Annotated in this window: 20 protein-coding genes; 10 read left to right on the forward strand and 10 right to left on the reverse strand. The window is 72.3% G+C overall.

All coding sequences use genetic code 11. The features are described from left to right. Positions 1-391: 391 nt before the first annotated feature. Together ACFYY6_RS07360 and ACFYY6_RS07365 are read left to right on the forward strand one after the other, a co-directional pair. Complete coding sequence (locus ACFYY6_RS07360; protein ID WP_351520535.1) at positions 392-1,201, forward strand: AfsR/SARP family transcriptional regulator; 810 nt, start codon at positions 392-394, stop codon at positions 1,199-1,201. A gap of 48 nt (positions 1,202-1,249) precedes the next feature. Then, complete coding sequence (locus ACFYY6_RS07365) at positions 1,250-1,852, forward strand: LmbU family transcriptional regulator (protein WP_351520536.1); 603 nt, start codon at positions 1,250-1,252, stop codon at positions 1,850-1,852. 245 nt (positions 1,853-2,097) lie between these two features. Here the strand turns inward: ACFYY6_RS07365 and ACFYY6_RS07370 are convergent, their stop codons facing one another. The 7 genes from ACFYY6_RS07370 to ACFYY6_RS07400 form a co-directional block, all read right to left on the reverse strand. After that, a complete protein-coding gene (locus ACFYY6_RS07370; RefSeq protein ID WP_389192065.1) occupies positions 2,098-3,294 on the reverse strand; it encodes a cytochrome P450 in 1,197 nt (398 codons plus the stop codon). A gap of 1 nt (position 3,295) precedes the next feature. After that, on the reverse strand, positions 3,296-4,075 hold the full coding sequence (locus ACFYY6_RS07375; protein ID WP_386607733.1) for a thioesterase II family protein: 780 nt from the start codon (positions 4,073-4,075) through the stop codon (positions 3,296-3,298). Next, positions 4,075-5,868, reverse strand: coding sequence for a non-ribosomal peptide synthetase (locus ACFYY6_RS07380; RefSeq protein WP_389192068.1), 1,794 nt, complete (start codon positions 5,866-5,868; stop codon positions 4,075-4,077). The genes ACFYY6_RS07375 and ACFYY6_RS07380 overlap by 1 nt, the downstream gene beginning before the upstream one ends. Then, the gene (locus tag ACFYY6_RS07385) at positions 5,865-6,359 is read right to left on the reverse strand and encodes a flavin reductase family protein (RefSeq protein ID WP_351624630.1); all 495 of its coding nucleotides are present in this window, start codon (positions 6,357-6,359) and stop codon (positions 5,865-5,867) included. Before ACFYY6_RS07385 ends, ACFYY6_RS07380 begins: the two co-directional genes overlap by 4 nt. Before the next feature lie 80 nt (positions 6,360-6,439). Then, positions 6,440-8,065 carry a tryptophan halogenase family protein gene (locus ACFYY6_RS07390; protein WP_351624632.1) on the reverse strand — a complete coding sequence of 542 codons (1,626 nt, stop codon included), beginning with the start codon at positions 8,063-8,065 and terminating at the stop codon, positions 6,440-6,442. Continuing rightward, complete coding sequence (locus ACFYY6_RS07395) at positions 8,062-9,582, reverse strand: aldehyde dehydrogenase family protein (RefSeq protein WP_351624634.1); 1,521 nt, start codon at positions 9,580-9,582, stop codon at positions 8,062-8,064. Before ACFYY6_RS07395 ends, ACFYY6_RS07390 begins: the two co-directional genes overlap by 4 nt. A gap of 2 nt (positions 9,583-9,584) precedes the next feature. Further along, positions 9,585-10,868, reverse strand: a complete 1,284-nt coding sequence (locus ACFYY6_RS07400) for a cytochrome P450 (RefSeq protein WP_351520544.1) — start codon at positions 10,866-10,868, stop codon at positions 9,585-9,587. 465 nt (positions 10,869-11,333) lie between these two features. Between ACFYY6_RS07400 and ACFYY6_RS07405 the strand changes: the two genes are divergently transcribed. Genes ACFYY6_RS07405 through asnB form a run of 3 tightly spaced genes read left to right on the forward strand, consistent with a single transcriptional unit; the run spans position 11,334 to position 15,539 of the window. After that, the gene (locus tag ACFYY6_RS07405) at positions 11,334-12,602 is read left to right on the forward strand and encodes an MFS transporter (protein ID WP_386607730.1); all 1,269 of its coding nucleotides are present in this window, start codon (positions 11,334-11,336) and stop codon (positions 12,600-12,602) included. Beyond that, positions 12,584-13,660, forward strand: coding sequence for an LLM class flavin-dependent oxidoreductase (locus tag ACFYY6_RS07410; protein ID WP_351520547.1), 1,077 nt, complete (start codon positions 12,584-12,586; stop codon positions 13,658-13,660). Before ACFYY6_RS07405 ends, ACFYY6_RS07410 begins: the two co-directional genes overlap by 19 nt. Positions 13,661-13,706: 46 nt before the next feature. After that, the gene (asnB, locus tag ACFYY6_RS07415) at positions 13,707-15,539 is read left to right on the forward strand and encodes an asparagine synthase (glutamine-hydrolyzing) (protein WP_351624637.1); all 1,833 of its coding nucleotides are present in this window, start codon (positions 13,707-13,709) and stop codon (positions 15,537-15,539) included. Positions 15,540-16,003: 464 nt separating this feature from the next. Here asnB and ACFYY6_RS07420 read toward each other — a convergent pair whose 3' ends face one another. Then, complete coding sequence (locus ACFYY6_RS07420) at positions 16,004-17,599, reverse strand: DHA2 family efflux MFS transporter permease subunit (RefSeq protein ID WP_351520550.1); 1,596 nt, start codon at positions 17,597-17,599, stop codon at positions 16,004-16,006. Between the two features lie 208 nt (positions 17,600-17,807). Between ACFYY6_RS07420 and ACFYY6_RS07425 the strand changes: the two genes are divergently transcribed. Genes ACFYY6_RS07425 through pcaB form a run of 5 tightly spaced genes read left to right on the forward strand, consistent with a single transcriptional unit; the run spans position 17,808 to position 22,902 of the window. Continuing rightward, complete coding sequence (locus tag ACFYY6_RS07425) at positions 17,808-18,008, forward strand: MbtH family NRPS accessory protein (protein WP_107430570.1); 201 nt, start codon at positions 17,808-17,810, stop codon at positions 18,006-18,008. 6 nt (positions 18,009-18,014) lie between these two features. Next, positions 18,015-18,656, forward strand: a complete 642-nt coding sequence (locus ACFYY6_RS07430; RefSeq protein ID WP_351520552.1) for a DUF2461 domain-containing protein — start codon at positions 18,015-18,017, stop codon at positions 18,654-18,656. Further along, positions 18,653-19,474, forward strand: a complete 822-nt coding sequence (locus ACFYY6_RS07435; protein WP_351520553.1) for a methyltransferase domain-containing protein — start codon at positions 18,653-18,655, stop codon at positions 19,472-19,474. The genes ACFYY6_RS07430 and ACFYY6_RS07435 overlap by 4 nt, the downstream gene beginning before the upstream one ends. Before the next feature lie 3 nt (positions 19,475-19,477). Further along, positions 19,478-21,457 carry an FAD/NAD(P)-binding protein gene (locus tag ACFYY6_RS07440; protein WP_386607727.1) on the forward strand — a complete coding sequence of 660 codons (1,980 nt, stop codon included), beginning with the start codon at positions 19,478-19,480 and terminating at the stop codon, positions 21,455-21,457. 5 nt (positions 21,458-21,462) lie between these two features. Further along, positions 21,463-22,902, forward strand: coding sequence for a 3-carboxy-cis,cis-muconate cycloisomerase (gene pcaB, locus ACFYY6_RS07445; RefSeq protein ID WP_389192073.1), 1,440 nt, complete (start codon positions 21,463-21,465; stop codon positions 22,900-22,902). Between the two features lie 85 nt (positions 22,903-22,987). Here pcaB and ACFYY6_RS07450 read toward each other — a convergent pair whose 3' ends face one another. After that, on the reverse strand, positions 22,988-24,022 hold the full coding sequence (locus ACFYY6_RS07450; RefSeq protein WP_351624649.1) for a zinc-binding dehydrogenase: 1,035 nt from the start codon (positions 24,020-24,022) through the stop codon (positions 22,988-22,990). A gap of 22 nt (positions 24,023-24,044) precedes the next feature. Next, on the reverse strand, positions 24,045-25,394 hold the full coding sequence (locus ACFYY6_RS07455) for a SagB family peptide dehydrogenase (RefSeq protein ID WP_389192076.1): 1,350 nt from the start codon (positions 25,392-25,394) through the stop codon (positions 24,045-24,047). Between the last annotated feature and the right edge of the window lie 12 nt (positions 25,395-25,406).

Raw genomic sequence — 25,406 nt, forward strand, 5'->3', positions numbered from 1 at the left:
CGAGCGGCGGGGCGGCATCCCGCCCGGCGGGCGCGCACGGCCTGTTCACGGGCCGATCGCACACTCCCGCCGGGGAGATCCGCGAACGGTCCCGCCATTCCGGCGGCGCCGCACGGAGGGTCATCCCGCACATCCCGGACAGTCGACTTCAGGCCAAAATCAAAAAGGAACGTTTGTAACGAGCGCATTGCCTGGCTCAGGCCCGATCTGGCACGATCCCCCGTAGTCGTAGCCAAAAACGATCAGGGGGATACATGGGACAGGCCATCCACCTCGTCGGATATTCCGGGATCGCAAAAGGTCTGCCTCGATGTCCGGGGGCCGGATCGTGATACCGCCGAAATCGGATGCCGACGTCACAAAGCTCCATGTGGGAGTTCTCGGCCCAGTGATGGCGTGGCGCAATTGGCGTGAACTCCCTCTAGGACCGCCGAAGCAGAAGGCGCTGTTCACCGTTCTCGTCATGAAAGCCGGAATGGCCGTCGAACGCGAGGAACTGGTCGAGGCCGTCTGGGGGAGCGACGCGCCGCGCACGGCCGACAGCAGCGTCCACAAATACGTGGCGGCGCTCCGGCAGACCCTGGAACCCGGGCGCCGGCCGCGCGGCGACGGCAGCCTCCTCGTCTCGGGGGCCCCGTCCACCTACCGGCTGTGCCTGGCGGACGGCGTGCTCGACGCCAGCCTGTTCGCCCGGCGCGTGGAACACGCCCAGCAGCTGCGGGCCGACGGCAGGTTCGACCAGGCGCTGCGGGCGCTCGCCGAGGCGCAGCGGCTGTGGCGGGGCAACGCGGTCGGCGGGGCTCCCGGGCCCGTCCCGCAGATCTGGCGCGCCAGCCTGGAGGAGCACCGGGTCGCCGCCGCCGAACTGCGGATAGAGATCCTGCTGATGATGGGCCGCAACGAGGACGCCGTCGCGGAACTCCGCATCCTGGTGGGCGAGAACCCGCTGCGCGAGCACCTGAGCGAACTCCTGATGGCCGCTCTGTACGGCTGCGCGCGCCAGGCCGAGGCGCTCGACGTGTTCCTGCGGGTCCGCCGCACGCTGCGCGAGGAGCTCGGCGTCGAGCCCGGATCCCGGCTGCACCGCTGCTACCAGCAGATCCTCCGCGGCGAACTCGCCCCGCCGGACGTCGTCTGCGCGGCCCACGCCGGACATGTAGAGAACGTCCAGAGCGCGTCCAGAAGCACTGCCGATACTTGAACGCGACCGCGGTGACCATGTGACTTCTCACGAACGGGGGCTCTGCGCGTGCGGCAAGAACCGCAACGGCTCAACATCTCCCACGCTGCCACGACGAGACGTACGTCGCTGATTCTGCCCGCGCGCATGCCGCTCGAGGAGTGGAAGCGCCTGGGCCAGCAGATCTTCCTCATCACCGATTCGTCGGCCTGGTGGCTGGGCGACTGGCTCGTGTACGGGCAGGAGACCTTTCCGGACCGTTACAGGCGGGCCGTCCGGGAAACGTCCCTGGATTACCAGACCCTGCGCAATTACGCATGGGTCGCCCGCAATATCCGCCCCGGCCGACGGCGTTCCGGGCTGAGTTTTCAGCACCACGCAGAAGTCGTCGCACTTCCCGAGGACGAGCAGGACTCCTGGCTCGGCAGGGCGGAGGAACAGCACTGGTCCCGCAATCAGCTGCGGAGCGCGGTACGGAGCGCGCGTGCGCTGCCCGCCGCGCACCGGGGGGCCGCGCCGGTAGGCATCCAGATGACCGTGGCGCCCGAGAGGCAGCGGCTCTGGCAGGGCGCCGCCAACCGGCGCCAGTGCGACCTCCTGGAGTGGATCGCCCTCACCCTCGACGAGGCGGCACAGGTCGAGGGCAGCGGGGACCTCTCCGTGATGCAGTAGTGCGCGACGGACACGTCCGGGGCGGCCGTCGGCCGCCCCGGACGTGCGTCACGGGACCAAGGGCTGTCCCGTAATCCCTGGCGGGCACGCGACGACAGCTGCTTCCCCGAGCTCTCGGCTGCGCTCGAGCAGGGGAGGCCCCACTCCTCGCCGCGTTGTCGGAACGCCCTCATACGTCCCGTATGCGGGCGCCCCTCCGCCTTGCGATGCACCACATCCGACGCCGCGCGCCGATCCACCACGGATTACGGGACAGCCCTCAGTCTCAGGGGCAGGGAGGAGATGCCCCAGGTGAAGTTGGACGCGTTGTACCTCGGCTCGCCGAGCAGTTCCATCCGGTCGACGAGGGCGGTCAGTCCGGTGAGGAACGCGTTCAGCTCCATCCGGGCCAGCCGCGCGCCCAGGCACAGGTGGCGGCCCGCGCCGAAGCTGATGTGCCGGTTGGGCGAGCGGGTCACGTCGAAGCGGTCGGCACGCGGGAACACGGTCTCGTCGCGGTTGGCCGACACGTTCCACAGCGTCACCCGGTCGCCGACGCCGATCCTGACGCCGCCGACCGTGGTGGGCCGCAACGCCGTGCGCATCGCGTGCACCCCGGGCACGGTCCACCGCAGGACCTCCTCGACGGCCGCCGGGACCGCGGCGGGTCCCCCCGCGCGCAGCACCGTCCACTGGTCGGGGTTCTCGATCAGCGCGAGCACGCCGCCCGCCGACGAGTAGCGCGTGGTCTCGTTCGCGCCCGCCAGCACCCCGTTGCAGTTGAACACGATCTCCTCGTCGGTGAGCGGCCGTTCCTCCCCCGGCACGTCCGTCGCCCTGCGGTCGTGCGCGACGCGGCTGACGAAGTCGGTCCCCGGGTTCTTCCGGCGGTCGGCCAGCAGTTCGGTGAAGTACAGGAAGATCTCGCCGTGCGCCGCCCGGCGGGTCTCCTCGTCGGCGCCCTCGAACGCCTCCGTGGTGATGTCCCCGACCCATTCCCAGTCGGCGCGCGGGATGTCCATCAGCGAACACACCACATGGTTCGGGATCTTCTTGGCCGCGTCGAGGAAGTCGAGCTCGCCCGCCTCGACCGCCTCGGTCAGCACGTCGTGCACCACACGCCGCACCAGATGCCCGATCGTCTCCAGCTCCGCCTGGGCGAACATCTTCCCCAGGACGCGCTTGAGGTGGGTGTGGTCGGGAGGGTCCGAGACGATCAGCATGCGCTGCGCGACCGCCGACACCGCCTCGGCGTCGCTGTCGAGCCGCATGCCGTACCGCGAACTGAAGTTCTCCTGGTCGCCGTACACGCCGACGATGTCCTCGTACCGGCTGACGACCCAGAACCCGGGCCCGTCGGGCTCGGCGTGACGGTGCACCGGGTCGTTCACCCGGAGCCACGCCAGCACCGGCCAGAATTCGCCCCGTTCGAAGAGCGAGGGGTCCAGCAGGTCGACCTTCACATCAGCCTCCGCTCGTCCGCCGCAGCCGCCGTGCCCCGGCCACGCCGTGCGCGGCCAGTTCCCGCAACGCGGGTACGACGAGTCCGGCCCGTTCCGCCGTGAAGTAGTGGCCGCCGGGGAACTGGCGGCGGCGGAAGTCCGCCGCCGTCCGGTGCCGCCAGCCGGCCAGGTGATCCGCGGTGACGGTCCCGTCCCCCTCACCGCCCCATGCCTCGACCGACGCGTGGACGCGCGGGGCTCCGGCGTCGGTGTAGGTCATCGAGAGACGGGCGTCCTCGCGCAGCACCTCCAGCATCAGCTCCCGGCTGTCCTCGTCGAGTTCGTCCTCCCCCAGGCCCCGTACGTCGAGCAGCCGCACCAGTTCCTCGTCGTCGTCCACCAGGCCCCGGCCCGCGCCGACCCACATCTGCGGCGGCCGGCAGGCGGCGACGACCAGAGTGGCGGGCCAGCGTCCGTGGACCTCGCCCAGCCTGCGGGTGATCTCGTAGCCGAGGAGACCGCCGAAGCTGTGGCCGAACACCATGAGCGGGCAGGCCGCCGGGACCAGGGCGGTCAGTTCGTCCACCACCGCGGTGACGACCTCGTCGACCGAGACCGCCGGTGGTTCGGCCCACCGGCGTTCCCTGCCCGGCAGTTGCACGCCCATCACCGACACCCCGGGACCGAGCGCGGACTGCCAGGGCCGGAACTGTCCGCATCCGGCCCCGGCCGGTGCCAGGCAGAGCAGTGCCGTCCGGCCCCGTTCCGGGGGCTGCCAGGGGACCACCCAGGTGCCGCCCATCAGTCGTCACCCGCCGTCCGCGCGGCCTGCCCGGCCAACAGATCCACTTCCCGTGCCAGGTCCGCCGCCGTGGGGTTGGCGAGCAGATGCCGCACGGTGAGCCGGATCCCGGTGGCCCTGCGCAGCGCGGCGACCGCGCGGGCGGCCAGCAGCGAGTGACCGCCCATCTCGAAGAAGTCGGCCTCGGCGTCGGTCACGGGCCGGGGCAGCAGGGTGCTCCAGACCTCGCATATCTGCCGTTCCCTCGGGGTCCGCGGCGACCGCCCGGCCGGCACCGCGACGGACCCGGCCGTCTCGGCCAGCGCGGCCCGGTCCACCTTCCCCGCCGGCGAGGTGGGCAGCGCGTCGACCAGGACCACCAGGGCCGGGACCATGAAGTCCGGGAGCTGACGGGCGCAGCGCTCGCGCACCTCGGCGACGCACTTCTCGGCGGCCCCCGCCGCGGCCACCACGGCCAGCCCGAGCACGTCCCCGTCGACGGTGACGAAGGCCGCGGCCGCCGCCACCCCCGGGCAGCCCTCGGCCGCCTCCTCGACCTCGCGCAGCTCGATCCGGAAGCCGCGGACCTTCACCTGTTCGTCGCCGCGGCCCAGGTAGTCGAGGCGTCCGCCGGGGCCGATCCGGACGAGGTCCCCGGTGCGGTACATCCGGGAGCCGGGCGCGGCGAACGGGTCGGGCACGAACCGCTCGGCCGTCAGCCCGGGCCTGTTGCGGTAGCCACGGGCGACGGCGGGTCCGCCCACGCACAGCTCACCGGCCGTGCCGTCCGGGACGGGGCGCCGGTCCTCGTCCAGGACGTACACCGCGTACCCGGGCAGGGCCGCGCCGATGGTCAGCACGTCGTCGCCGCGTGCGCTGTCGGCCCAGGTGGCCGCGATGGTGGCCTCGGTGGGTCCGTACACGTTGAGGAGCCGGTGCCGGTCGCCGAGCCGTTCGGCGAGGGCGCGCGGGAACGGCTCACCGGCGACCACCAGCACCTCGGCCGTGCCGATGTCGTCGGCGCAGGCCGTCAGGAGCGAGGGGGTGAGGCAGACCGTGCGCGGCGCCGCCGCGGCGACGCGTGCCGCCAGGTCGGGGCCCGCGTCGTCCTCCGCCTCCAGGTCGATGATCCCGACGCCCTGCCCGTGCAGGAGGTAGAGCAGAGTGCACCAGAGCCAGCCGTCGAAGGCGGGCGACACCGCGTTGATCCCCATGCCGCCCGGGGGAAGACGCAGTTCCCCCAGGGCGGACAGGAAGGCGCCGAGACCGCGGTAGGTCACCTCGACTCCCTTGGGCCAGCCGGTGGTGCCCGAGGTGTAGACGACGTAGGCGCATGCGTCGGGGTGCGGGGCGGCCGGGTGGTCCGGGTACCCGCCCGCCGCCCTGGCGGCCGGGCCGTCGGGCGGGATCCGGCGCGCCCGGCTCGGGGCGGCCCCGGCCGGCAGCCGGTCCCCGAGCAGCAGGCGCGTCCCCGAGTCGCGCAGCACGAAGCTGAGCCGCTCGGCGGGGTGCCGTTCATCGAGCGGCACGGCGGTCGCCCCCAGCAGCCACACCGCGAGCAGGCCCGGTACGGAGAGCCGGGACCTGCCCAGGCACAGCCCGACGGGGACGCCCGGCCCGACGCCCTCCGCGGCCAGCGCCCCGGCCAGGGCCCGGATCCGTTCGGTCAGTTCCGCGAAGGTGAGGGTCCCGTCCGGGGCCGAGACGGCGCACGCCCCGGGGGTTCGCGCGGCCCAGCGTTCGACGGCCTCGAAGAGGGCCCCCGTCCCCGTCCTCTCCTTGTCCTCGTGCGGTGTGCTTACCGTGCCGGTCATCGGTTCTCCTCGGCCTGACGGGCGGCGTGCGCCGGGTCGTGTCCTGCGGGGTCCCAGGTGGAGAACCGCCTGAGCCCGTACAGCAGAGGGGTGTCCACGGCCCGCGTCACCTGCTGGACGCGACCGAGGACCATCGCGTGGTCGCCCATCTCCCGGTCCTCGGTCACTCGGCAGTCCGCCAGCGCGAACGCGTCCTCGGCCAGCCAGGGAAGTCCGGTGCCGGAGCGCTTCCACAGCACCCGCTCGAACCGGTCGGCGACCGGGGAGGAGAAGAGTTCCGCGGTGCGCCGTGCCCGGTGGTGCAGCAGGTTGACCGCGAACGCGCCCCGGCTCCGGACCGCTTCGAGCGTGGCGCTGCCGACGCGCAGGCAGACGAGCAGGGTGGGCGGCCGCAGTGTCACGCTGGTCATCGACGTACAGGTCATCCCGCACGGCCGGCCGGCCGCGTCGAGGGAGGTGATGACGGTGACCCCGGTCGGGAAGGAACACATCAGGTCCCGGTACTCCTCCCGCGACGCCCCCCGCACGGATCCCGGTCGCAGTCCGGCGGCCCCGGACGTGTCCACCCCGGTCATGGCTTGCCGTGGAGCCGTCGGAGGTAGTCGTAGTTGGACGGCAGTTTCTCGGCCAGCTCCCTCTGCTGCCGTTTCACCGCCTCGAACAGGGGACCCGCGGCTTCGATCGAGTCCGGCTTGTAGGAGAGCGCGGGCAGGGGACGGTCGGGCACGAGGCCCATCCCGGCGAAGATGCAGTAGTAGCTGCCGTTCGTCCAGAAGTTGCGGAACTCGGCCTCGAAGTTGCCGTAGTAGTTGCTCTCGTCGGTGATCGGCGGATTGACCGGCAGACCGGACCGGTAGGCGGCGACCTTCTCCTGGATGCCCTCGGCGAGCCGGAGTTCCTTGTTGGCCTGCCAGAACGGTGTGTCCGTGCGGGGCGAGAAGTAGAAGTGGGCCTGGATGAAGTCCCGGGTGTCGTCGAACATCTCCTCGATCTCGCGGTTGAACGCGTCGATGAGGACCGGGTCGAAGCGGCGGTCCGGGAAGTGTTTGGCGAGCTGGTGGATGGCGGCGTACGTGAAGTAGATGCCGGTCGACTCCAGCGGTTCCAGGAAACACGACGCGAGGCCGATGCTCACGCAGTTCTTGACCCAGGAGCGCCGGTTGCGTCCGACCCTGAACCTGATCTGGTTGAACGCGGTCTTGTCCGGGTCGAGGCCCCACAGCCGGCTGAACTCGGCGGTGGCGTCGTCGCGGCCGATGAAGTCGCTGGAGAACACGTAGCCCGTACCGAACCGGCCGAGCATCGGGATCCGCCAGGTCCAGCCCGACGACATGGCGATCGCGGAGGTGTACGGCTCGACGCCGTGGGCCGCGTCGTCGTGCGGGATGGCGGTGGCCACCGCGCTGTCGCACAGCAGGTGGTCCTTCATGTCGAGGAACGGCTCGTCCATCGTCTGGTTGATGAGCAGGCCGCGGAAGCCCGAGCAGTCGACGAAGAGGTCGGCCTCCAGCAGCCGCCCGCCCGCGGTGCGCAGCGCGGTGATGAATCCGCGTTCGTCGCGCAGCACCTCCGTCATCTCGTCCTCGACGTGCTCGGTGCCCTGCTTGTCGACGGCGAAGCGGCGGAGGAAGTCGGCGACGAGCCGGGCGTCGAAGTGCCAGGCGTAGTTGGTCGCCGGCCGGCCGTCGTCCCAGCGCGGGGCGCGGTTCGCGTCCATCATCGCCGGTTCCTTGAAGCAGGCGTAGTCGAAGGGCTCGTCGGTCTCGCCGGCGAGGTACTTGGCGGCCCAGTAGTGGGACAGCGGGATGTGGTCGGCCGAGGGGAGCAGACCGAAGGGGTGGAAGAACTGGTCGGTGCGGTCGCCGAGCGGCTTGGGACGCGGTGCGCTCTCGCCGGGACTGCGCCAGTTGATGAACTTGACGGCCGTCTTGAAGCTGGCGTTGCACTCTCTCATCCAGTCGTCCTCGGCGATGCCGAGATAACTGAAGAACGCCCGGTGGAGGTTGGGCACGGTGGCCTCGCCCACCCCGATCCGGGGGATCGTCGGTGCCTCCAGCACGGTGATCTTCACCGTGCGCTGCAACGCCTTCCCCAGGTACGCCGCGGCCATCCAGCCCGCGGTGCCGCCTCCGAGGACGACGACCTTCCTGATGCGGTGATCCACGCTGCTTCCTCCGATCGATGCACGGGCGTTCATGACGCGTCACGCAGCCGGGGGCCCGTGGGCACCACGGGTCCGGCCGAGTCCACTGAATCCACTGGGGCCACGGGGAGCTGGAGCGACTTGATCTCGCAGAAGCCGTCCAGTCCCTCTTCGCCGCACTCCCGGCCGACCCCCGACTGCCGGTGGCCGCCGAACGGGGCGCGGATGTTGAACGGGCCGCCGTTGATGTCCACCTGTCCGGTCCGCAGCCGGCGGGCGACCCGCTGCGCGTGCGCGGTGTCCGCCGACCACACCGCGCCGTGCAGCCCGTACGGGGTGCCGTCGGCGATCCGTACGGCGTCGTCCTCCCCGTCGTAGGGCATGACCGACAGCACGGGGCCGAAGACCTCCTCCTGGGCGACGGCCATCGAGGGGTCGACCCCGCCGAGGACGGTCGGGCTCACGTAGTAGCCGCGGGTCAGCCCCTCGGGGCGGCCGGGGCCGCCCGTGGCGAGCCGCGCGCCCTCCTCGACGGCGCGCACGACGGCCGCGCGCACACGGTCCAGCGCGGCGGCGGAGACCAGCGGGCCGAGGTCGGTGGCGGGGTCGCGCGGATCGCCGACCCGGTACTCCCGCGCGCACCGGGCGGCGAGGCCGACCACCTCGTCGTGGCGGTCGGCGGGCACCAGGAGTCTGCTCCACTGCAGGCACGCCTGGCCGGTGTTGAAGCACATCTGGTCGACGCACGCCCGCACCGCCGACTCCAGCCCGGCGTCGTCCAGGTCGTCCAGGAGGATCGCGGCGTTCTTGCCGCCGAGTTCCAGATGGATCCGCTTCACGCGCTCGGCGCCGATCGCGGCCACCGCGCGGCCCGCCCGCGTCGACCCGGTCAGCGACACGAGGTCGACGTCCGGGGTGCGCGCCAGTTCCGCGCCGACCACCGGGCCCTCGCCGACGACGAGGTTGAACACACCGGGCGGCAGATCGCACTCGGCGATCACCTCGGTCAGCAGGTAGGCGTGCAGCGGGGTGAGCTCGCTCGGCTTGTGCACGACCGTGCAGCCGGCCATGAGCGCGGGGACGACCTTCTGCAGGGTGAGCAGCAGCGGCACGTTCCACGGGGTGATGGTCGCCACCACTCCCGCGGGCTCGCGCAGGACCAGCGAGTTACCCACCCGTCGTTCGAAGGCGAAGTCCCGGGTGATGTCCAGGTACGAGGCCGCCAGGGCGACGGCGAGGCCGACCTGGGTGCGGCGTGCCATGGCCACCGGCGCGCCGACCTCGGCGGTGAGGACGTCGGCGAGCTCGTCGGCACGGGCGGACAGCCCGGCGACCAGCCGTTCGAGGAAGCCGAGGCGTTCGGACACCGGGGTGGCGGACCACCGGGGCAGGGCCTGCCGGGCGGCGGCCGCCGCGGCTTCCGCGTCGGCGGCCGTGCCGGCCGGGACCGACCCCAGCGGCCGTTCGGTGCTGGGGTCCACGACGTCGATCGCGCCGTCGCCGAGGGGCCGCGCCCAGTGGCCGCCGATCCAGAACGCCTCGCGGGTACGCGTGGGCGCGTGGCTGGTCATGGCTATGACTTCCCCGTGGTCGCCGGGAACTCGGCGAGTCCGCGGAACTGCGGGGTGTCCGCCTTCCAGCGGTGCGGCCGGGAGGTGTCGGCCCGCAGGTCCGGTATGCGGGCGGACAGTTCGGCGTAGGCGGCGGCGGTCACCTGCTGGGCGAGTCCGGCACCCAGACACCGGTGGATGCCGACGCCGAATCCGACGTGACCGGAGTCGCCGCGGGTGATGTCGATGCGGTCCGGGTCGGTCCACCGCTCGGGGTCGCGGTTGGCCGCGCCCCGGACCATGTAGATCAGCTCGCCCTCGCGGATCGTGGTGCCGGCCACCTCGGTGTCGCGTGTCGCCACGCGGTGGGTGAGCTGCACGGAGGCGTCGTAGCGGAGCACTTCCTCGACGGCGCTGAAGACGAGCGTGGGGTCGGACTTCAACAGCTCCCACTGGTCGCGCTGGTCGAAGAGGCCGAGCAGACCGTTGCCGATGAGGTCCATCGTGGTCCCGAACGAGGCCAGCGGCAGCAGCAGGAGGTGCGCGAACATCTCCTGTTCGCTGAGCCGTTCCTCGCCCTCCTCCGGTGTCTCCCTGGCGTACTCGACGACCCGGGTGGCGAGGTCGTCCCGGGGGGTGCGCCGGCGGTCCTTGATGAGCTCGCCGAGGTACGGCACCATCTCGCCGAAGGCGTTCGCCACGGAACTGCCGGTGGGTGCGACATCGGCCGGGTCCGCGCCGAGGAAGACGCGCTGCATGTTGCGGATCTCGTACCACCAGTCGGTGAGCAGTGCCGCGTCCGCTTCCGGCAGCCCGTACTGCGCGGCGAGCACGAGGCCGGGCAGCTTGTAGCTGAAATCGGCGACCAGGTCGAATTCCTGCTTCTCCAGCAGGTCGTCGACCAGACCCGCGACGATCTGCCGGATACCGGGTCCGCGCCTGCGTATGTCGCGCGCCCGGAATTCACGGTTCATCAGTTTGCGCACCCGGGCGTGGTCCGGGGAATCCCGGAACAGCATCCACTCGGGGGCGAACTGCATGAACCTCTGCATCTCGGCGGAGGAGTCGGGTCCGACACGGTCGGAAACCATGGCCCCGAGCCGTTGGGAGGAGAATGTGTCGGGGTCGAGATGTGCCGCGTGCACATCACTGTGCCGGGTCAGTACCCAGCCGTTCAGCCGGTCGTCCCAGTGCACCGGTTCGGTCTCCCGGAGCAGGGCGTACGTGGGGTACGGATCGACCAGGACATCGTGACTGAAGAGATTCACCGCGGTCGAACCGCTCGGGCTCGGCACACTGCTGGGCATGGGCGACCACCTCGTCATTTGATTTGCCTGAAGCCTGTCCCGGAATCCCTGGTGGCCCGGTGTGCCGGATCCCCGACGGACCGGAGCGCGGCGTCGGACGGACGCGTCGCGGGTGAAGGGATTCCGTATACCGGATCGATTCGGGAGGACCGGCCGGGCGGCGCGGCTCCATAGCCGCCGTCGCACGCCCGCCGGGACAGCGGGACAGTACTTGGATACGCTTCCTGACCGCCCCCAGCTTTGAAGTACCCAACCCGCCTTGTCAAGGCCCGAATTGAACTCGGGAGACCCTGGCGAGACATTGCCGGTGCGGTGCTAACGTTCCCCGTCGCACACCCGGCCAGTGACTTCGGCATTCGCGGAGAGCGGGTTGTCATGCAGACCGAACAAATGCAATTGGCAAGCACAGGCACAAGACGCGGTCAAGGCATCGGAGCAACTGCCTCGTCGGCAATTGGATTTGCCTTGGACTTCTACGACCTATACGCGGTGGTGTACGTCGCACCGGTGATAGCCGATCTTTTCTTTCCGTCCGATCAGGGGGTTCTCTCCCTGGCCGGCGCCTATGTCACGCTCGCCGCCACGCTGTTGATGCGGCCCGTGGGGGCCGTCCTGCTGGGCGGGCTCGCGGACCGCCACGGCCGCAAGCGCGCGATGGTGGTGGCGCTGCTCGGGGTGGGCACGGTGACGGTGCTCCTCGGCGCGCTGCCGACCACCGAGCGGATCGGTGTGCTCGCCCCGATCCTGCTGCTGTCGCTGCGGCTCGTTCAAGGGTTCTTCGTCGGCGGGGTGTTCGCGTCCACGCTCACGCTGGCCACCGAGAGCGTCGGGCCCCGTTGGCGCGGTCTGGTCTCGGGCCTGGTGGGAGGCGGTGCGACGGCGATCGGGAGCGTGCTCGCGGCGCTGGCGTTCCTGGCCGCGACCCAGATCTTCCCGGGCGACTCCTTCGACGCGTGGGGCTGGCGCGCCATGTTCTTCGTCGGCGGGGTACCCGTCCTGCTCAGTCTGGTCGTGTCGCGGTACGTGCGCGAATCGCCCTCGTGGGAACGGACCGTCGCGCCGCGGAGCGAACGGCCGCTGCGCCGCCTGGTCGCACGGCCGCACCGCCGGGTGCTGGCCGTGAACGTCCTGGTGGTCTTCGGCATCGGCACCCACTTCCTGCTCACCCTGGGCTTCCTGCCCAGCTATCTGGAGCTCGTCAACGGTCTGAGCGCTCCCGCCGTCGGCAAGCTGATGGTGGCCGTGACGACGGCGACACTCGTCTTCGCCCCGCTGACCGGACACCTCAGCCAGCGGTTCGGGAGACGGTCCGTGCTGCTGACCGTGTCCGCGGTGAACGCGGTCGCGCTGCCCTTCCTCTACTGGCACCTCGCCGATCTGCACGGGACGCCCGACCTGCTGCCCATCGCACTGGTCGCGGTGCTGGTGTCGTGCGGCACCGTCGCCGCGTTCGGGCCGCTCCCGATCTTCCTCAACGAGTCCTTCCCCACGGCGATCCGGGGCACCGGCGTCGCGCTGTCGACCAACGGGGGCTTCGCCCTCGCCGGTCTCGTGCCGGTGGCGGTCAACGGGCTGAGCGACGGCGTGGACCAGCTCCCCCTGTACGCCGTGGCGGCACTGCTGCTCGGCAGCGTCGTCACGCTCATCTGCCTGGGCCGGATCACCGAGCCGGGCCACAGCCTCGACCAGAACCCGACCGGAAGGAGCCCCGAGCGATGCTCGGAGTCCAGATAGCCCCCTGGGCCGGTGCTCGTGAGGTCCTGTCTGCGAGCGCCGTGCTCGCCAGGGCCTTCGACGTGGTGTGGGTGCCGGACCAGATGCTCGCCCGCAACGCCCACGTGCTGCTCGCGGCGATCGCCGCCACCGGTGACATCGGCGTGGCCAGCGGCATCACCTTCCCCGTGACCCGCAATCCGATCGATATGGCCTCGGCGATGGCCACCCTCGGCGAACTGACGCCGCCCGGCCGCCCGGTGCTGATGGGCGTGGGCGCCGGGGGCTCGCTGGTGTCCGGACTGTTCTCCAAGCGCGACGCGACCGAGCTGCTGCGGCAGTCGGTCACCCTCGTCCGCCGTCTGTGGGCGGGCGAGGCGGTGCCGCTCGCCGAATTCCCGCTGCTGGCCGAGCGGTTGAACGCCAGGGAGGGCGCGACGGCCCGGCTCACGTATCCGGTCGCCCGGGAGATACCCGTCCTGGTCGCGGTCGGCGGCCCCCGGACGCTGCGGCTCGCCCACGACGTCGCGGACGGCCTGCTGTGCACGAGCACCTATCCCCCGCTGTCGTACGCCGCCCTGCGGTCCGGCGCCGGGACACGCCCCGACGGGAACACCGCGCTGGACGAGATCACCGCACTCGCCGCGCGGCGCGCCCGGGCGGGCCGGCCGCTGCGCCTGGTGTACGGCCTGAACTGCTGCGTGTCGGCCGACCGCGGTGCCGCACGCGCCTTCGCCCGCCGCCAGGCCGCGCTCTCCGTCGGCAACCCCGCGCTGCGGGCCGGGCTCCTGGGCGCCGGGCTCGACGTCGAGTCGGCCGACGCCGTGCGTGCCGCCTTCGAGGAGGGCGGGGGCGTCGAGGAGGCGGGCCGCAGGGTCTCGGACGACCTGATGGACGGCCTGCTCGTCTCCGGCACCCCGGACGACTGCGGGGAGCGCCTGGCGCGGCTCGTGCCCGTCGCCCGCCGCGCCGGCTTCGAGGAGTTCTATCTCGGGGCGCCGCTCGGACCGGACATCGAGGAGGCGTCCCGGCTGCTCGTCGGCTCCGTCGTTCCCACGCTGTGGCCCGAGCGCGCCTGACATCCGGCGTTCCGGTCCGTAACCGCACCTTTCCAGGAGGCAATTCATGTGTGGAATCACCGGCTGGGTCGCGTTCGACCGCGACCTCTCCCGGGAGCGGGAGACGCTCGACGCGATGACGGCGACCATGGCGTGCCGCGGTCCCGACGCCTCGGGGACGTGGACCGGCCGCCACGCGGCCCTCGGGCACCGGCGGCTGGCCGTGATCGACCTGCCCGGCGGGGTGCAGCCCATGACCGCCCGGCTGCCGGACGGGGAGGTCACGCTCGTCTTCAGCGGTGAGGTCTACAACTTCACCGAGCTGCGGGACGAACTGGTCCGCGCGGGCGAACGGTTCACCACGGTCGGCGACACCGAGGTGGTGCTGCGCGGATATCTGCGCTGGGGCGAGTCCGTGGCGCGGCGCCTCAACGGCATGTACGCGTTCGCCGTCTGGGACGGACGCAGCCGCAGGCTCGTGATGGTCCGCGACCGCATGGGAATCAAGCCGCTGTACGTCTGCCGGACGCCCGGGGGCGTGCTGTTCGGTTCGGAACCGAAGTCGATCCTGGCCAATCCGCTGGCCGGCCGGGTGGTCGACGCGGATGGGCTGCGCGAATGGCTGGCGTTCGTCATGACCCCGCGGCACGCGATCTGGTCCGGCATCCGTCAGGTGGAGCCCGGCACGGTGGTCACCGTCGACGCCGACGGGATGCGCGAGCACACCTACTGGCGGCTGGAGACCCGGCCGCACACCGACGACCTGGACACCACGGTCGCCCGGGTGCGCGAGCTGCTGGACGACACCGTGGGACGTCAGCTCGTGGCCGACGTGCCGCGCGGCGTGCTGCTCTCCGGCGGCCTGGACTCCAGCGCGCTCACCGCGCTGGCCGCGCTGCGTCTGGGCGGCGAGCGCGTGCGCAGCTTCTCGGTCGACTTCACCGACCGCACCGAGAGCTTCCAGCCCGACGATCTGCGGGACACCCCCGACGCCCCGTTCGTGCGGCAGGTCGTCGAGCACGTGGGCACCACGCACACGGACATCGTGCTCGACCATCGGGCGCTGGCCGACCCTCAGGTGCGCCGGGCGGCGCTCGTGGCGCGCGACGTGCCGGTGGGGTTCGGCGAGATGGACTTCTCGCTGTACCTGCTGTTCAAGGCGATACGGGAACGGTCGACCGTGGCGCTGTCGGGGGAATCGGCGGACGAACTCTTCGGTGGGTACCGGCAGTTCCACGACCCCGAGGTGCGCCGGGCCCGGGAGTTCCCCTGGATCGCCATCAACGCGGGGCCGCTCGACAAGGGCGGCACGGGCCTGCGCCCGGAACTCATGGACACGCTCGACCTCGACGGCTACCGGCGCGACCGGTACGCCGAGGCGGTCCGCGGTGTCGAACGGCTGGACACCGAGGACGACGACGAGTACCGCATGCGGGTGATGACCCATCTGCACCTCACCCGGTTCGTGCGCTTCCTGCTCGAACGCAAGGACCGGCTGAGCATGGCCGTCGGCCTGGAGGTCCGGGTGCCGTTCAGCGACCACCGGCTCGTCGAGTACGTCTACAACGCGCCGTGGTCGTTCAAGAACCACGACGGCCGGGAGAAGAGCCTGCTGCGTGCCGCCGTCCGCGACGCGCTGCCCGGCCCGGTGGCCGACCGGAAGAAGGCCGCCTATCCGTCGACCCAGGACCCGTACTACGCCGGGGCCCTCCAGCAACAGGCGAAGGAACTGCTGCGCAGCCGGGGGCACGAGGTGTTCGCGCTGGTCGACCGGGCGTGGCTGGAGGGAGCGACGGGGCGGGACGCGGGCGCGATGGACAAGCTCACCCGCCTCGGTCTGGAACGGACCCTCGACCTGGCCGTCTGGCTGGACGTCTACCGGCCGGAGCTGCGGTTCTAGTGCCGCTCCCGGCAACGTTCGCCCCGTCGCACCGTCCGGCACGCACTCCCCCAAGGCCTCAAGGGCCAGGGGCCCCCTTCGGCGTTGGCCGAGAGCCCACGTGGCCCTTCCCCGAGCTCTCGACTTCGTTCGAGCAGGAAGACCGCATCCGAGGGCTTTCGGCCGCCTTGCGATCAATGGGGTCTCCCCTGCTCGAACAAGGCTGAAAGCTTGGGGAAGCACCGGACGACGCTCCTTCCAGGCAAACCTTGCCGGTCACGGCACCAGGGCCTGTCGTCAGGGGCACCGGGGGCTCGCGGGCGGGTCCGCGATGCTGTCCCGGTGCTGTCCCGCCGGCGGGACAGCACCGGGACGGACCCTCCGCGGGCGGCGGGGCGTCGGCCGGGGCAGGGGCCGCGGCGCGGACGCGCGTGGGCGGCCCGCCCCACCTGACGGGGACGGGCCGCCGCGGGACGCGGAAGGGGTCAGGCCGCCCGGTCCGCCACCGGAGCCTCCTTGGGGGCCGGGGCCCCGGCGCGCCCGGACTCCTTGAGGAACAGGGACGTGACGGCGGCCAGCGCGATCACCGCCGCGGTGATGAGCAGCGCGGGCCGGGCCGCCGAGGCCAGGCTCTGCGCGGACAGGTCTTCGAACACCCGCACCAGGCCCGAGGGGAGCGAGGACGGCGCCACCGCTTCGGTGCCCGAGTTCAGCCCGCTGTCGGCGGCCTGCCGGGCGCCGTCGATCAGGGACGCCCGGTCCTCCCCGGACAGCCGGCCGCCCGCGTCGGCCGCGCCGTCCCGCAGCGAGGACGCCCATACGGTCGCCAGGACCGCTCCGACGACCGCCGTGCAGACCGCGCTGCCGATCATGCGGGACATCTCGATGAGCCCGGAGGCACCGCCCGCCGCCTGCGGCTCGACCTCGCCCATCGCCACTGTGGTCAGCGGCGCGAAGGTGAGTCCGGCCCCGGCCCCGGCCAGGACCAGCGGCGCCACGAACTCCCACCAGGCCGCGTCGGCGTCGGCGAACGGCGCGGTGACGGCGACGCCGAGGCAGAAGACGGCGAAGCCGCCGGCCAGCAGCCGACTGCGCCGTACCCGGCCGGAGAGCCGACCCCCGATCGGTGCGGTCAGGGACGAGGCCAGCCACATCGGCGACAGCACCAGTCCGGCCTCCAGCGGCCCGGCGCCGAGCGCCGTCTGGAGGTAGATGGTCATGACGAGCTGCGAGCCGAAGATGCCGAAGTACGTGGCCGCCGAGGCCCACACCATCAGCGCGTAGTTGCGGCTCGTGAACAGGGCGCGGGGCAGCAGTCCGTCGGCCCTGCGGCGCTCCCAGAGCGTGAAGCCGACCAGGATCAGCACGCCCAGCACGAGGAAGTGCGGGATCCCGATCCAGCCCCGGACCGTGCCCCAGTCGAACCGTTCGCCCTCGATCAGGGCGTACAGCACGACGAACAGGCCGGCCGATGCGAGGAGCACGGGGACGATGCCCAGTTTCTGACGGGCCCAGTTGCGGGTGGCGGGCACGTACACGAAGGTGCAGACGAGCCCGATCAGGCCGAGCGGGATGTTGATGAAGAAGATCCAGCGCCAGCCCAGCGTGTCCGAGATGAGCCCCCCGAGGAGCGGCCCCGCGGCGGCGGCGGAACCGATCACCGCCGCCAGTACGCCGAAGGCCGTCCCCAGCTTGGCGGGCGGGAAGACGGCCGAGGTGATGGCGAGTGCCTGGGGTGCCGCGGCCGCGGCGCCGATTCCCTGGAGGACGCGGGCGGCGATCAGCTGCTCCGGGTTCTGCGCGAGCCCGCAGACCAGGGAGGCGGCGGTGAAGACGAGCAGGCCGGCGGCGAAGACGTTGCGGTGTCCTCTGATATCTCCCAGGCGGCCCGCGACGAGCAGTAACATCGCATACGGCAGCAAATAGCCGTTGACGACCCACAGGATCTGTTCGGTCGTCGCACCGACCCCGGTGACGATTTGCGGAATCGCTACATTGACAACCGTGCTGTCGAGCACATTCATGAAGTATCCGAGGGCGATTACCACCAGCGCGGGCCAGGGCCCGTGTCGAGTCGCCACCCGTGCGTTCCCACCCGTATTCATCTGTCGCTCCTCGCTGTTATTCGTGAACCGAATCGATGTCCGCTCCCCCGTCGACGGCGAACGGCGGCTCATGCTATACCCTCCGCAATGGCCAAGTCCCCTGAATCGGACATGTTCTTGACTCCCCATGTGAGAGGCGGGAGCATCGCCTCCAGGTCCAGTTGAGCACTGGAAGGAACCCATCGTGCAGGAAAGCGGAAGCGCCACCTACAGCGTGGTGAAAAACGACGAGGAACAGTTCTCGATCTGGCGTTCCGATCAGGAGATTCCCGCCGGCTGGCACACGACCGGCGTTTCCGGATCGAAAGAGGAATGCCTCTCCCACATTCATGAGGTGTGGACGGACATGCGGCCGCTGAGTCTGCGGCGGGCCATGGGGGAGTGACCTCCCGTGGCCGAATTCACGGGCTGGGGCACTGAATTCAAGGAATTCTTCGACGGTCTCGCACGTGACAACAGCAAGGACTACTTCGAAGCGCACCGGGAGCTCTTCCGGCGGGCCGTCCGCGAACCGGCCGAGGCTCTCGTCGCCGCCCTGGAGCCGCGCTACGGCGCGGGGCGCGTGTTCCGGCTCGACCGGGATCTCCGGTTCTCCGCCGACCGGCGGCCCTATCACACCCGGATCGGCATCGAGTTCGACGACTCCGGCTGTCACCACTACGTCTCCGCGTCGGCGACCGAACTGACGGTGTCCGTCGGGATCCACCGGGCGGACCGGCAGTGGGTGGAGCGCTTCCGCCGGGCGGTGGACGGCCCGGCCGGCGGGGCGCTGCTGACGATCGTGGAGGACCTGGAGGCCCGGGGGTTCACCATCGGCGGCCTGCGGCTGCGAACGGCACCCAGGGGGGTGCCCGCCGACCATCCGCACATCAGGCTCCTGCGGCACCGGAGTCTCACCGCCGACCGGACCTGGCCCGCCTCCGCCTGGCTCGGCGGCCCCGCCGTACTGGACCTGATCACCGGTGCGTGGGACCGGGCGGCACCCCTGAGAAACTGGCTGACGCACCCTCAATCCGGCTGGAGCCCGACATGACCTCAGTTCCCGCTCCTCGCGCGACCTCGCTCAAGGACTTCCAGAAGGCCGGATGGTCGGACGGCGACTACACGTCGGTCGCCGGGTCGACGGTCATCGCGAGCGAGCAGCTCATGGAGACGCTCGACCTGCGGCCCGGCTCGCGGGTCCTGGACGCCGCCTGCGGCAGCGGCAACGCGACCATCGCCGCCGCCCGCCGGTTCGCGGAGGTGACGGGGCTCGACTTCTCCCCCGCCATGCTGGAGGCGGCGCGACGGCGCCTGGAGGTGGAGCGCGTCGACGCCGCGCTGGTGGAGGGCGACGTGGAGCGTCTCCCCTTCGACGACGGCGAGTTCGACGTCGTGGTCTCCGCCTTCGGGGCGATGTTCGCGCCCGACCAGAAGAGGACGGCGGCCGAACTGCTGCGGGTCTGCCGTCCGGGCGGCCGGATCGGACTCGCCTGCTGGACGGGGAACGGCGCGCTCGGCGAACTCTTCCGGATCATGTCCACGTACATCCCGCCCACTCCCGGTGTGCCGAACCCCACCGACTGGGGCGACCCGGAATCGCTGCGCGCGCTGTTCGGCGACGGCGTCGCCGAAATCCGTTCCACCCCCCGTGACTTCGTCTTCCGTTATCGCTCGCCGGAACACTGGATGGAGCATTTCCGGTCCAACTTCGGGCCGACCCGGATGACGTTCTCGGTGCTCTCGAAGAACCGGGCGGCGGCCCTCGAACGCGATCTCGTCGCCATGTGGCACGAACGGAACCGGGCGACCGACGGCTGCCTCGTCGCCCCGGTCGAGTACCTCGAGGCCGTCCTCGTCAAGGCCGAATGATCCATGGCCGAGATATCCGTCGCCGTGATCGGCGCGGGGCCTCGCGGACTCTCCGTGGTGGAGAGGCTCTGCGCCAACGCGCCCGTCGTCGCCGGGGAGAGAAACTGCGTCATCCATGTGATCGATCCGCATCCGGCGGGCGCCGGCCGGGTCTGGCGCACGGACCAGTCCGCCCAACTGCTCATGAACACCGTGGCGTCCCAGATCACGATCTTCACCGACCCCGGCGTGAGCTGCGCGGGGCCCATCGTGGAGGGGCCCAGCCTCCACGCGTGGGCGGGCCTCCTCCCCCTGGCCGACGGGCTCGACGACGGCCTGCCCGCCGAGGTCCTGCGGGAGGCCGCGAGCCTGGGGCCCGACACCTATCCGACCCGGGCCTTCTACGGCCACTACCTGCGCTGGGCGTTCCGGTTCGTCTGCCGCACCGCTCCCCCCGGCGTCGTGGTCGACGTCCGACGGGCGACGGCGGTGGCCGTCGACGACCGCGCGGACGGCCGTCAGGACGTCGTGCTGGACGACGGCACGACCGTCGGCGGCGTCGACGCGGTCGTCCTGGCGCAGGGCCACTGCGACACGGACCCGGGCGACGGGACACGCGCGCTGGCCGCGCACGCCCGCGCGCACGGGCGCGTCCATGTCCCGCCGGCCAACCCGGCCGACGTCGACCTCTCCGCGATCGGCGCGGGGGACGTCGTCGCCCTGTCCGGGCTGGGCCTCAACTTCTTCGACTACATGGCCCTGTTCACCTCCGGACGCGGGGGCCGCTTCCGTCCCCGCGACGGCGGGTTCGTGTACGAGCCGTCGGGCGAGGAGCCGCTGCTGCTGGCGGGCTCGCGCCGCGGCGTCCCGTACCACGCCCGGGGCGAGAACGAGAAGGGCGTGTCCGAACGCCACGAGCCGCTGTTCCTGACCCCCGACGTCCTCGCGTCCCTGCGCGCGGCGGCGGACGCGGGCGCGCCGGCCGGATTCCGGCGCCAGGTGTGGCCGCTGGTGGCCAAGGAGGTCGAGAGCGTGTACTACGCGGCGCTGCTCGCGGAGCGCCGCGGCCCCGAGGCGTCCGCCGACTTCCTCCCCCGGTACGTCAAGACCGTGCTGGCCGGGGACGAAGGGAGCGACGAGGACAGGCTGCTGGGCGAGTACGGGATCGGCCCCGGCGACCGGTGGGACTGGGACGCGGTGAACCGGCCCTGCCCGCCCGGCGCGCTGGAGGGGGTCGCCGGGTTCAACGCCTGGCTGCTCGGCCATCTGGAGCGCGACGTGGCGCACGCGGTGCGCGGCAATGTCACCGACCCCGTCAAGAGCGCGCTCGACGTGCTGCGCGATCTGCGCAACGAGATACGGCTCGTGGTCGACCACGGCGGGATAGGCGGCGCTTCGTACCGGGACGACCTCGACGGCTGGTACACCCCCATGAACGCCTTCCTGTCCATCGGGCCGCCGGTGCGCCGGGTCCGGGAGATGATCGCCCTCATGGAGGCGGGCATCCTGCGGCTCGTGGGCCCCGGCATGTCGGTGGCCCCGGACCCCGGCACCGGCCGCTTCGCCGTCACGTCGGACCTGACCGGCGACGGCCCGCTGCTGGTGGACGCGCTGGTCGAGGCCCGGCTTCCGGAGCCGGACGTCCGGCGCACCCGCGATCCGCTCATGAGGTCCATGCTCGCCCGCGGGCAGTGCCGCCCGTACGTCGTCCCCGACCCGGACGGGGCCGGGTACCCGACGGGCGGCCTCGCGGTGAGCCGGGCTCCGTACCACGTGGTGGATGCCGCCGGCCTCCCCCATCCCGCCCGCTTCGCGTACGGCGTGCCGACCGAGCACGTCCACTGGGTCACGGCCGCCGGGGTCCGTCCGGGGGTGAACTCCGTGATCCTCGGCGACTCCGACGCCATGGCCAGGGCCGCGCTCCGCGCGGGCGCCCGGCCGGGGTCCGAGGCCGCCGGATCCGCCGGATCCGCCCGTTCCTGCGCCGCTCACGAGAGGAACTGACCGTCATGTCCGAGCATCCGCCGGGAACCGACACCGGTCTGCTGTCCACGGTCCGGGCCGGTGCCCCGGTCGAGGCCGCGGTCTCGGACGAGGCGTGGCTCCAGGCCATGCTGGACGCCGAGGCCGCCCTCGCGCGTGCCCAGGCCCGGCTCGGGTTCGTCCCGGGGAGCGCGGCCGAGGCGATCACCGAGGTCACCCGGGACGCCCGGCTGGATCCGGTGTCGCTGGCCCGGCGGGCACGGAACGCGGCGAATCCCGTGGTGGCACTGGTGGCGGACCTGACCGAGCGGGTGGCGGCGTACGCGCCCGAGGCGGCCGACCACGTGCACCGCGGCAGCACCAGCCAGGACATCATGGACACCGCGGCGATGCTGGTCGCCGGGCGTGCGGTCGCCCTCGTCCGGGCGGATCTGCGCCGGGTGGTCGCGGCGCTCGCCTCGCTCGCCGCCGAGCACCGCGACACCGTGATGCCGGCCCGTACGCTCACCCAGCACGCCGTGCCGACCACCTTCGGGCTGAAGGCCGCGGGCTGGATGTGCGCCGTCGACGACGCCGACCGGCGGCTGGCCGCAGCGGCGTCGGCGCTGCCCGTGCAACTGGGCGGTGCCGCGGGCACGTTGTCGGCCTATCACGAGTTCGCCCTGGCCGACGGGGTGCCCGCGCACGACGGCACGCCCGCGGCGCTGGCCCTCGTCCGGGCCTTCGCGGACGAGACGGGGCTGGCCGAACCGCTGCTGCCCTGGCACACCTCGCGGGCGCCGTTCGTGGCGCTGGGCAATGAACTCGCCATCGTGGCGGGCGCCTTGGGGAAGTTCGGGCTCGACGTCCAGAACATGACGCGCACCGAGGTCGGCGAGGGTCTCGAACCGGCCGGCGAGGGCCGGGGCGCCTCGTCCGCCATGCCGCAGAAGCGCAATCCGGTTCTCGCCTCGCTGCTGGTGTCGGCGGCGCTCCAGGTCCCGGCGTACGTCTCGGTGCTGGCCCGGTGCATGCTCGCGGAGGACGAGCGGCCGGGCGGCGCCTGGCAGGCGGAGTGGCAGCCGCTGCGCGAGGTGCTGCGGCTGGCCGGGGGGTCCGCGCGGACGGCGGCCGAACTGGCCGAGGGGCTGGTGCCGTTGCCGGACCGGATGTGGGCCAACACCGGGACGACCGAGGGGCGGATCCTGGCCGAGCGGCTGGCCGTCCGGCTCACGGCCGAGCTGGGCCGGGTCCGTGCCAAGCGGTGCGTCACCCGCATCGCGCACAAGGCGTCAGCGGACGGCGTGCCGTTCGCCCAGGCGGTGGCACTCGATCCGGAGCTGGGCACGCTCCTGGCCGCGCACCCGCTGGAGGACCTGCTCGACCCGCGCCGCTACCTCGGGGTGGCGGGCGCGCTCGTCGACCGCGCGCTGCGACATGTCGACGGGCCCGCGGCGGGGCCAGCCCCGGAGGCCGGCGCCGGGTGAGGCCGTGCGTGGGGGCGGGTCCGGTCGCGCACCGGACCCGCCCCCCGCCCCGCCGTGCGGGGACGCCCCGCCTCACGAGGACGCGTCACATGGTGAGGACCACCTTGCCCACCTGGTCGGACTTGTCGAGGAACGCCAGCGCGTCGCTCACCTCGGCGAAGGGGTACGTCCGGGCCACGACGGGCCTCAGCCCGTCGTCCGCGGCCCGTACCAGATCCGTGAACTCCTCGGCGTTGCCCGCCGTCGACCCCAGGATCTCCAGCTGGCGCACGAACACCCGCGGGAGGTTGACCGGGGTGACGAGGCCGCTGGTGGCCCCGCAGGTCACCACGCGTCCGCCGAAGGCGGCCGAGCGCAGGGACTCGTCGAAGGTGGCCGCGCCGACGTGTTCGAAGACCACGTCGGCGCCGTGCCCGTCGGTGACGTCGAGGACGGAGCGGGAGAAACCCGACGAGCTGAACACGCCGTCGGCACCGACGGCCCTGAGCTGCGGTTCCTTCTCCTTCGACCGGGTCGTGGCGAGCACCCGCGCCCCGAGGTGCTTCCCGATCAGCACGGCCGCGGTGCCCACCGCGCCGCTGCCCCCGGTGACCAGCATCGTCTCACCGGCCTTGAGCCGTGCGCGGGTGACGATCATCCGCCATGCCGTCAGGTACGCCAGCGGCATGGCGGCGGCCTCCTCCCAGCCGAGGCCCGCAGGCTTGCGCCGCAGGGCGTGGCCGGGGAGCCGGACCAGCTCGCAGGCCGCGCCGTCGGAGTGCTCCCCGAGGACGGCGAACCTGCTGCACCGCACCTGCTGCCCGCCCCGGCAGTGCTCGCACCGCCAGCAGGCCGACACGGGGTAGAACAGGACCTCGTCGCCCACCGCCCACTCGTCGCAGCCGCTGGCCTCCACCACACCCGCACCGTCCGCGGAGATGACCCGGGGCGGTTCGACGCGCTGGGCCCCGGTGACCACCCACAGGTCGAGGTGGTTGAGTCCGGCGGCCCTGACCCTGACGGTCACCTGCCCGGGCAGCGGGTCCGACACGGCGCGCTCGCGGATGCGCACGCCCGCGGGACCGATCGGCTCCTCCCACACCGCGCACCGGCCCTCACTCATGATCAACGGTGTCTGCATACGGCTCTCTCCTGATCGGCGCTCACATGGATCCGGTCGTCGGCCGGCTGCCGAGCATGAACTCCCCGACGCTCGCCTCGGCGTACGGGTCGAGGCCCGTGGCCCGTGCGAACGCGTCGGAGTCCCCCGTCCCCAGCGCGCACGGTGCCAGTCCCATCGCCGTCGCGACGGTGTACATCGTCTGGAACAGCACTCCGGTGTGCTTCATGATCAGCGCGTACGGCATGCCCTGGTAGGACCACATCAGGCGGCCGAACCGGGCCGCCACCACCAGCAGGACCTGAGGCGGCCGCTGCTGGTCGGCGAGCCGGGCCGCCAGCGCGAGCAGGCGCCGCACGTCGGGCGTCCGCCCGCACACCCGCTCCAGCCGATGGTCCTGCGGGTCGTAGTGGTACAGCGCCGGGGCGAGGCCGGCGACGTTCCCGACCACCGGGTAGACCTCCAGCTCATACCCGGAACCGCCCGCCGGATAGGGGCGGCCGACGTACTCGACCCCGCGCAGCTCCGCCTTCCACCGGTTGCGGCAGCAGCGGAAGAGGAACTCCCCGAGCTGGTCGTGGGTGAGCGGGGACGCGTCGTCGTGGGCGCGGATCGTCCTGCGGGTCTCCATGACGGTGGTCAGGGACGGGTCGGTGGTGCGGAGCAGGCCCAGGTCGGGACGGCGGAGCCCGATGCCGGGGCCGGGGAACGACGGGCGCCGTGCGGGCAGCGGGGCGAAGGCGCCCCGTGCCCAGTCGGTCTTCCCGAAGCCCTCGTCCGGCTGCCGTCCCGACATCCTGGTGCGGCTGTGGAACCACAGCTCGTGCGGGGCCCATTGGCGCAGCGACGGCTCCCTGCCCTCGGTGTCGTCCGTCGGGGGGACGGCCAGGCCCGCCCACCACAGATCCCGTCCCAGCCGCTCCACGACCGCGTCCGGGAGCCCGCCGCGGTCCCGTCCCCCGGCTCCGGTCAGCGCGCCGAGCAGCGCCGGGTCGCGCAGCCGGACGTCGCACCAGGCGCGCGGGGACTCGATGACGAACGCGTCCCCGTGCCACCGGATCACGGCGAACCGCGACAGCACGAGGGGGCCGGGCGGGGCCGTGTCCGGCCGGGCCGGGGGGCGGGTGCGGGGCAGGAGCGTGTACAGCGGCTCCCTGTCGTCGAGGAGGACCGTCATCGAGAGGCGGCCCGCCGCCCACAGCCGCGCCACCGGGCCGCGTCCCGGCCCCGGCCCCGGTCCCCCGCTTCCCTCCGGGGCCGGGGTGTGCCCGGCGGCCGGGTCCGCGGTACGGCCGTGGCCCGGCTGCGGGGCTTCCCCGGCGTGCCGCGCCGCCTGCGGTTCCGACCCGGAGCGGGGTCCCGGGTGCAGCCGGAAGACCTGCCGGAGCGGCACGGTCCGTTGCTC

It is taken from the genome of Streptomyces sp. NPDC001750, from assembly GCF_042892615.1.
Classification (GTDB): Bacteria; Actinomycetota; Actinomycetes; order Streptomycetales; family Streptomycetaceae; genus Streptomyces.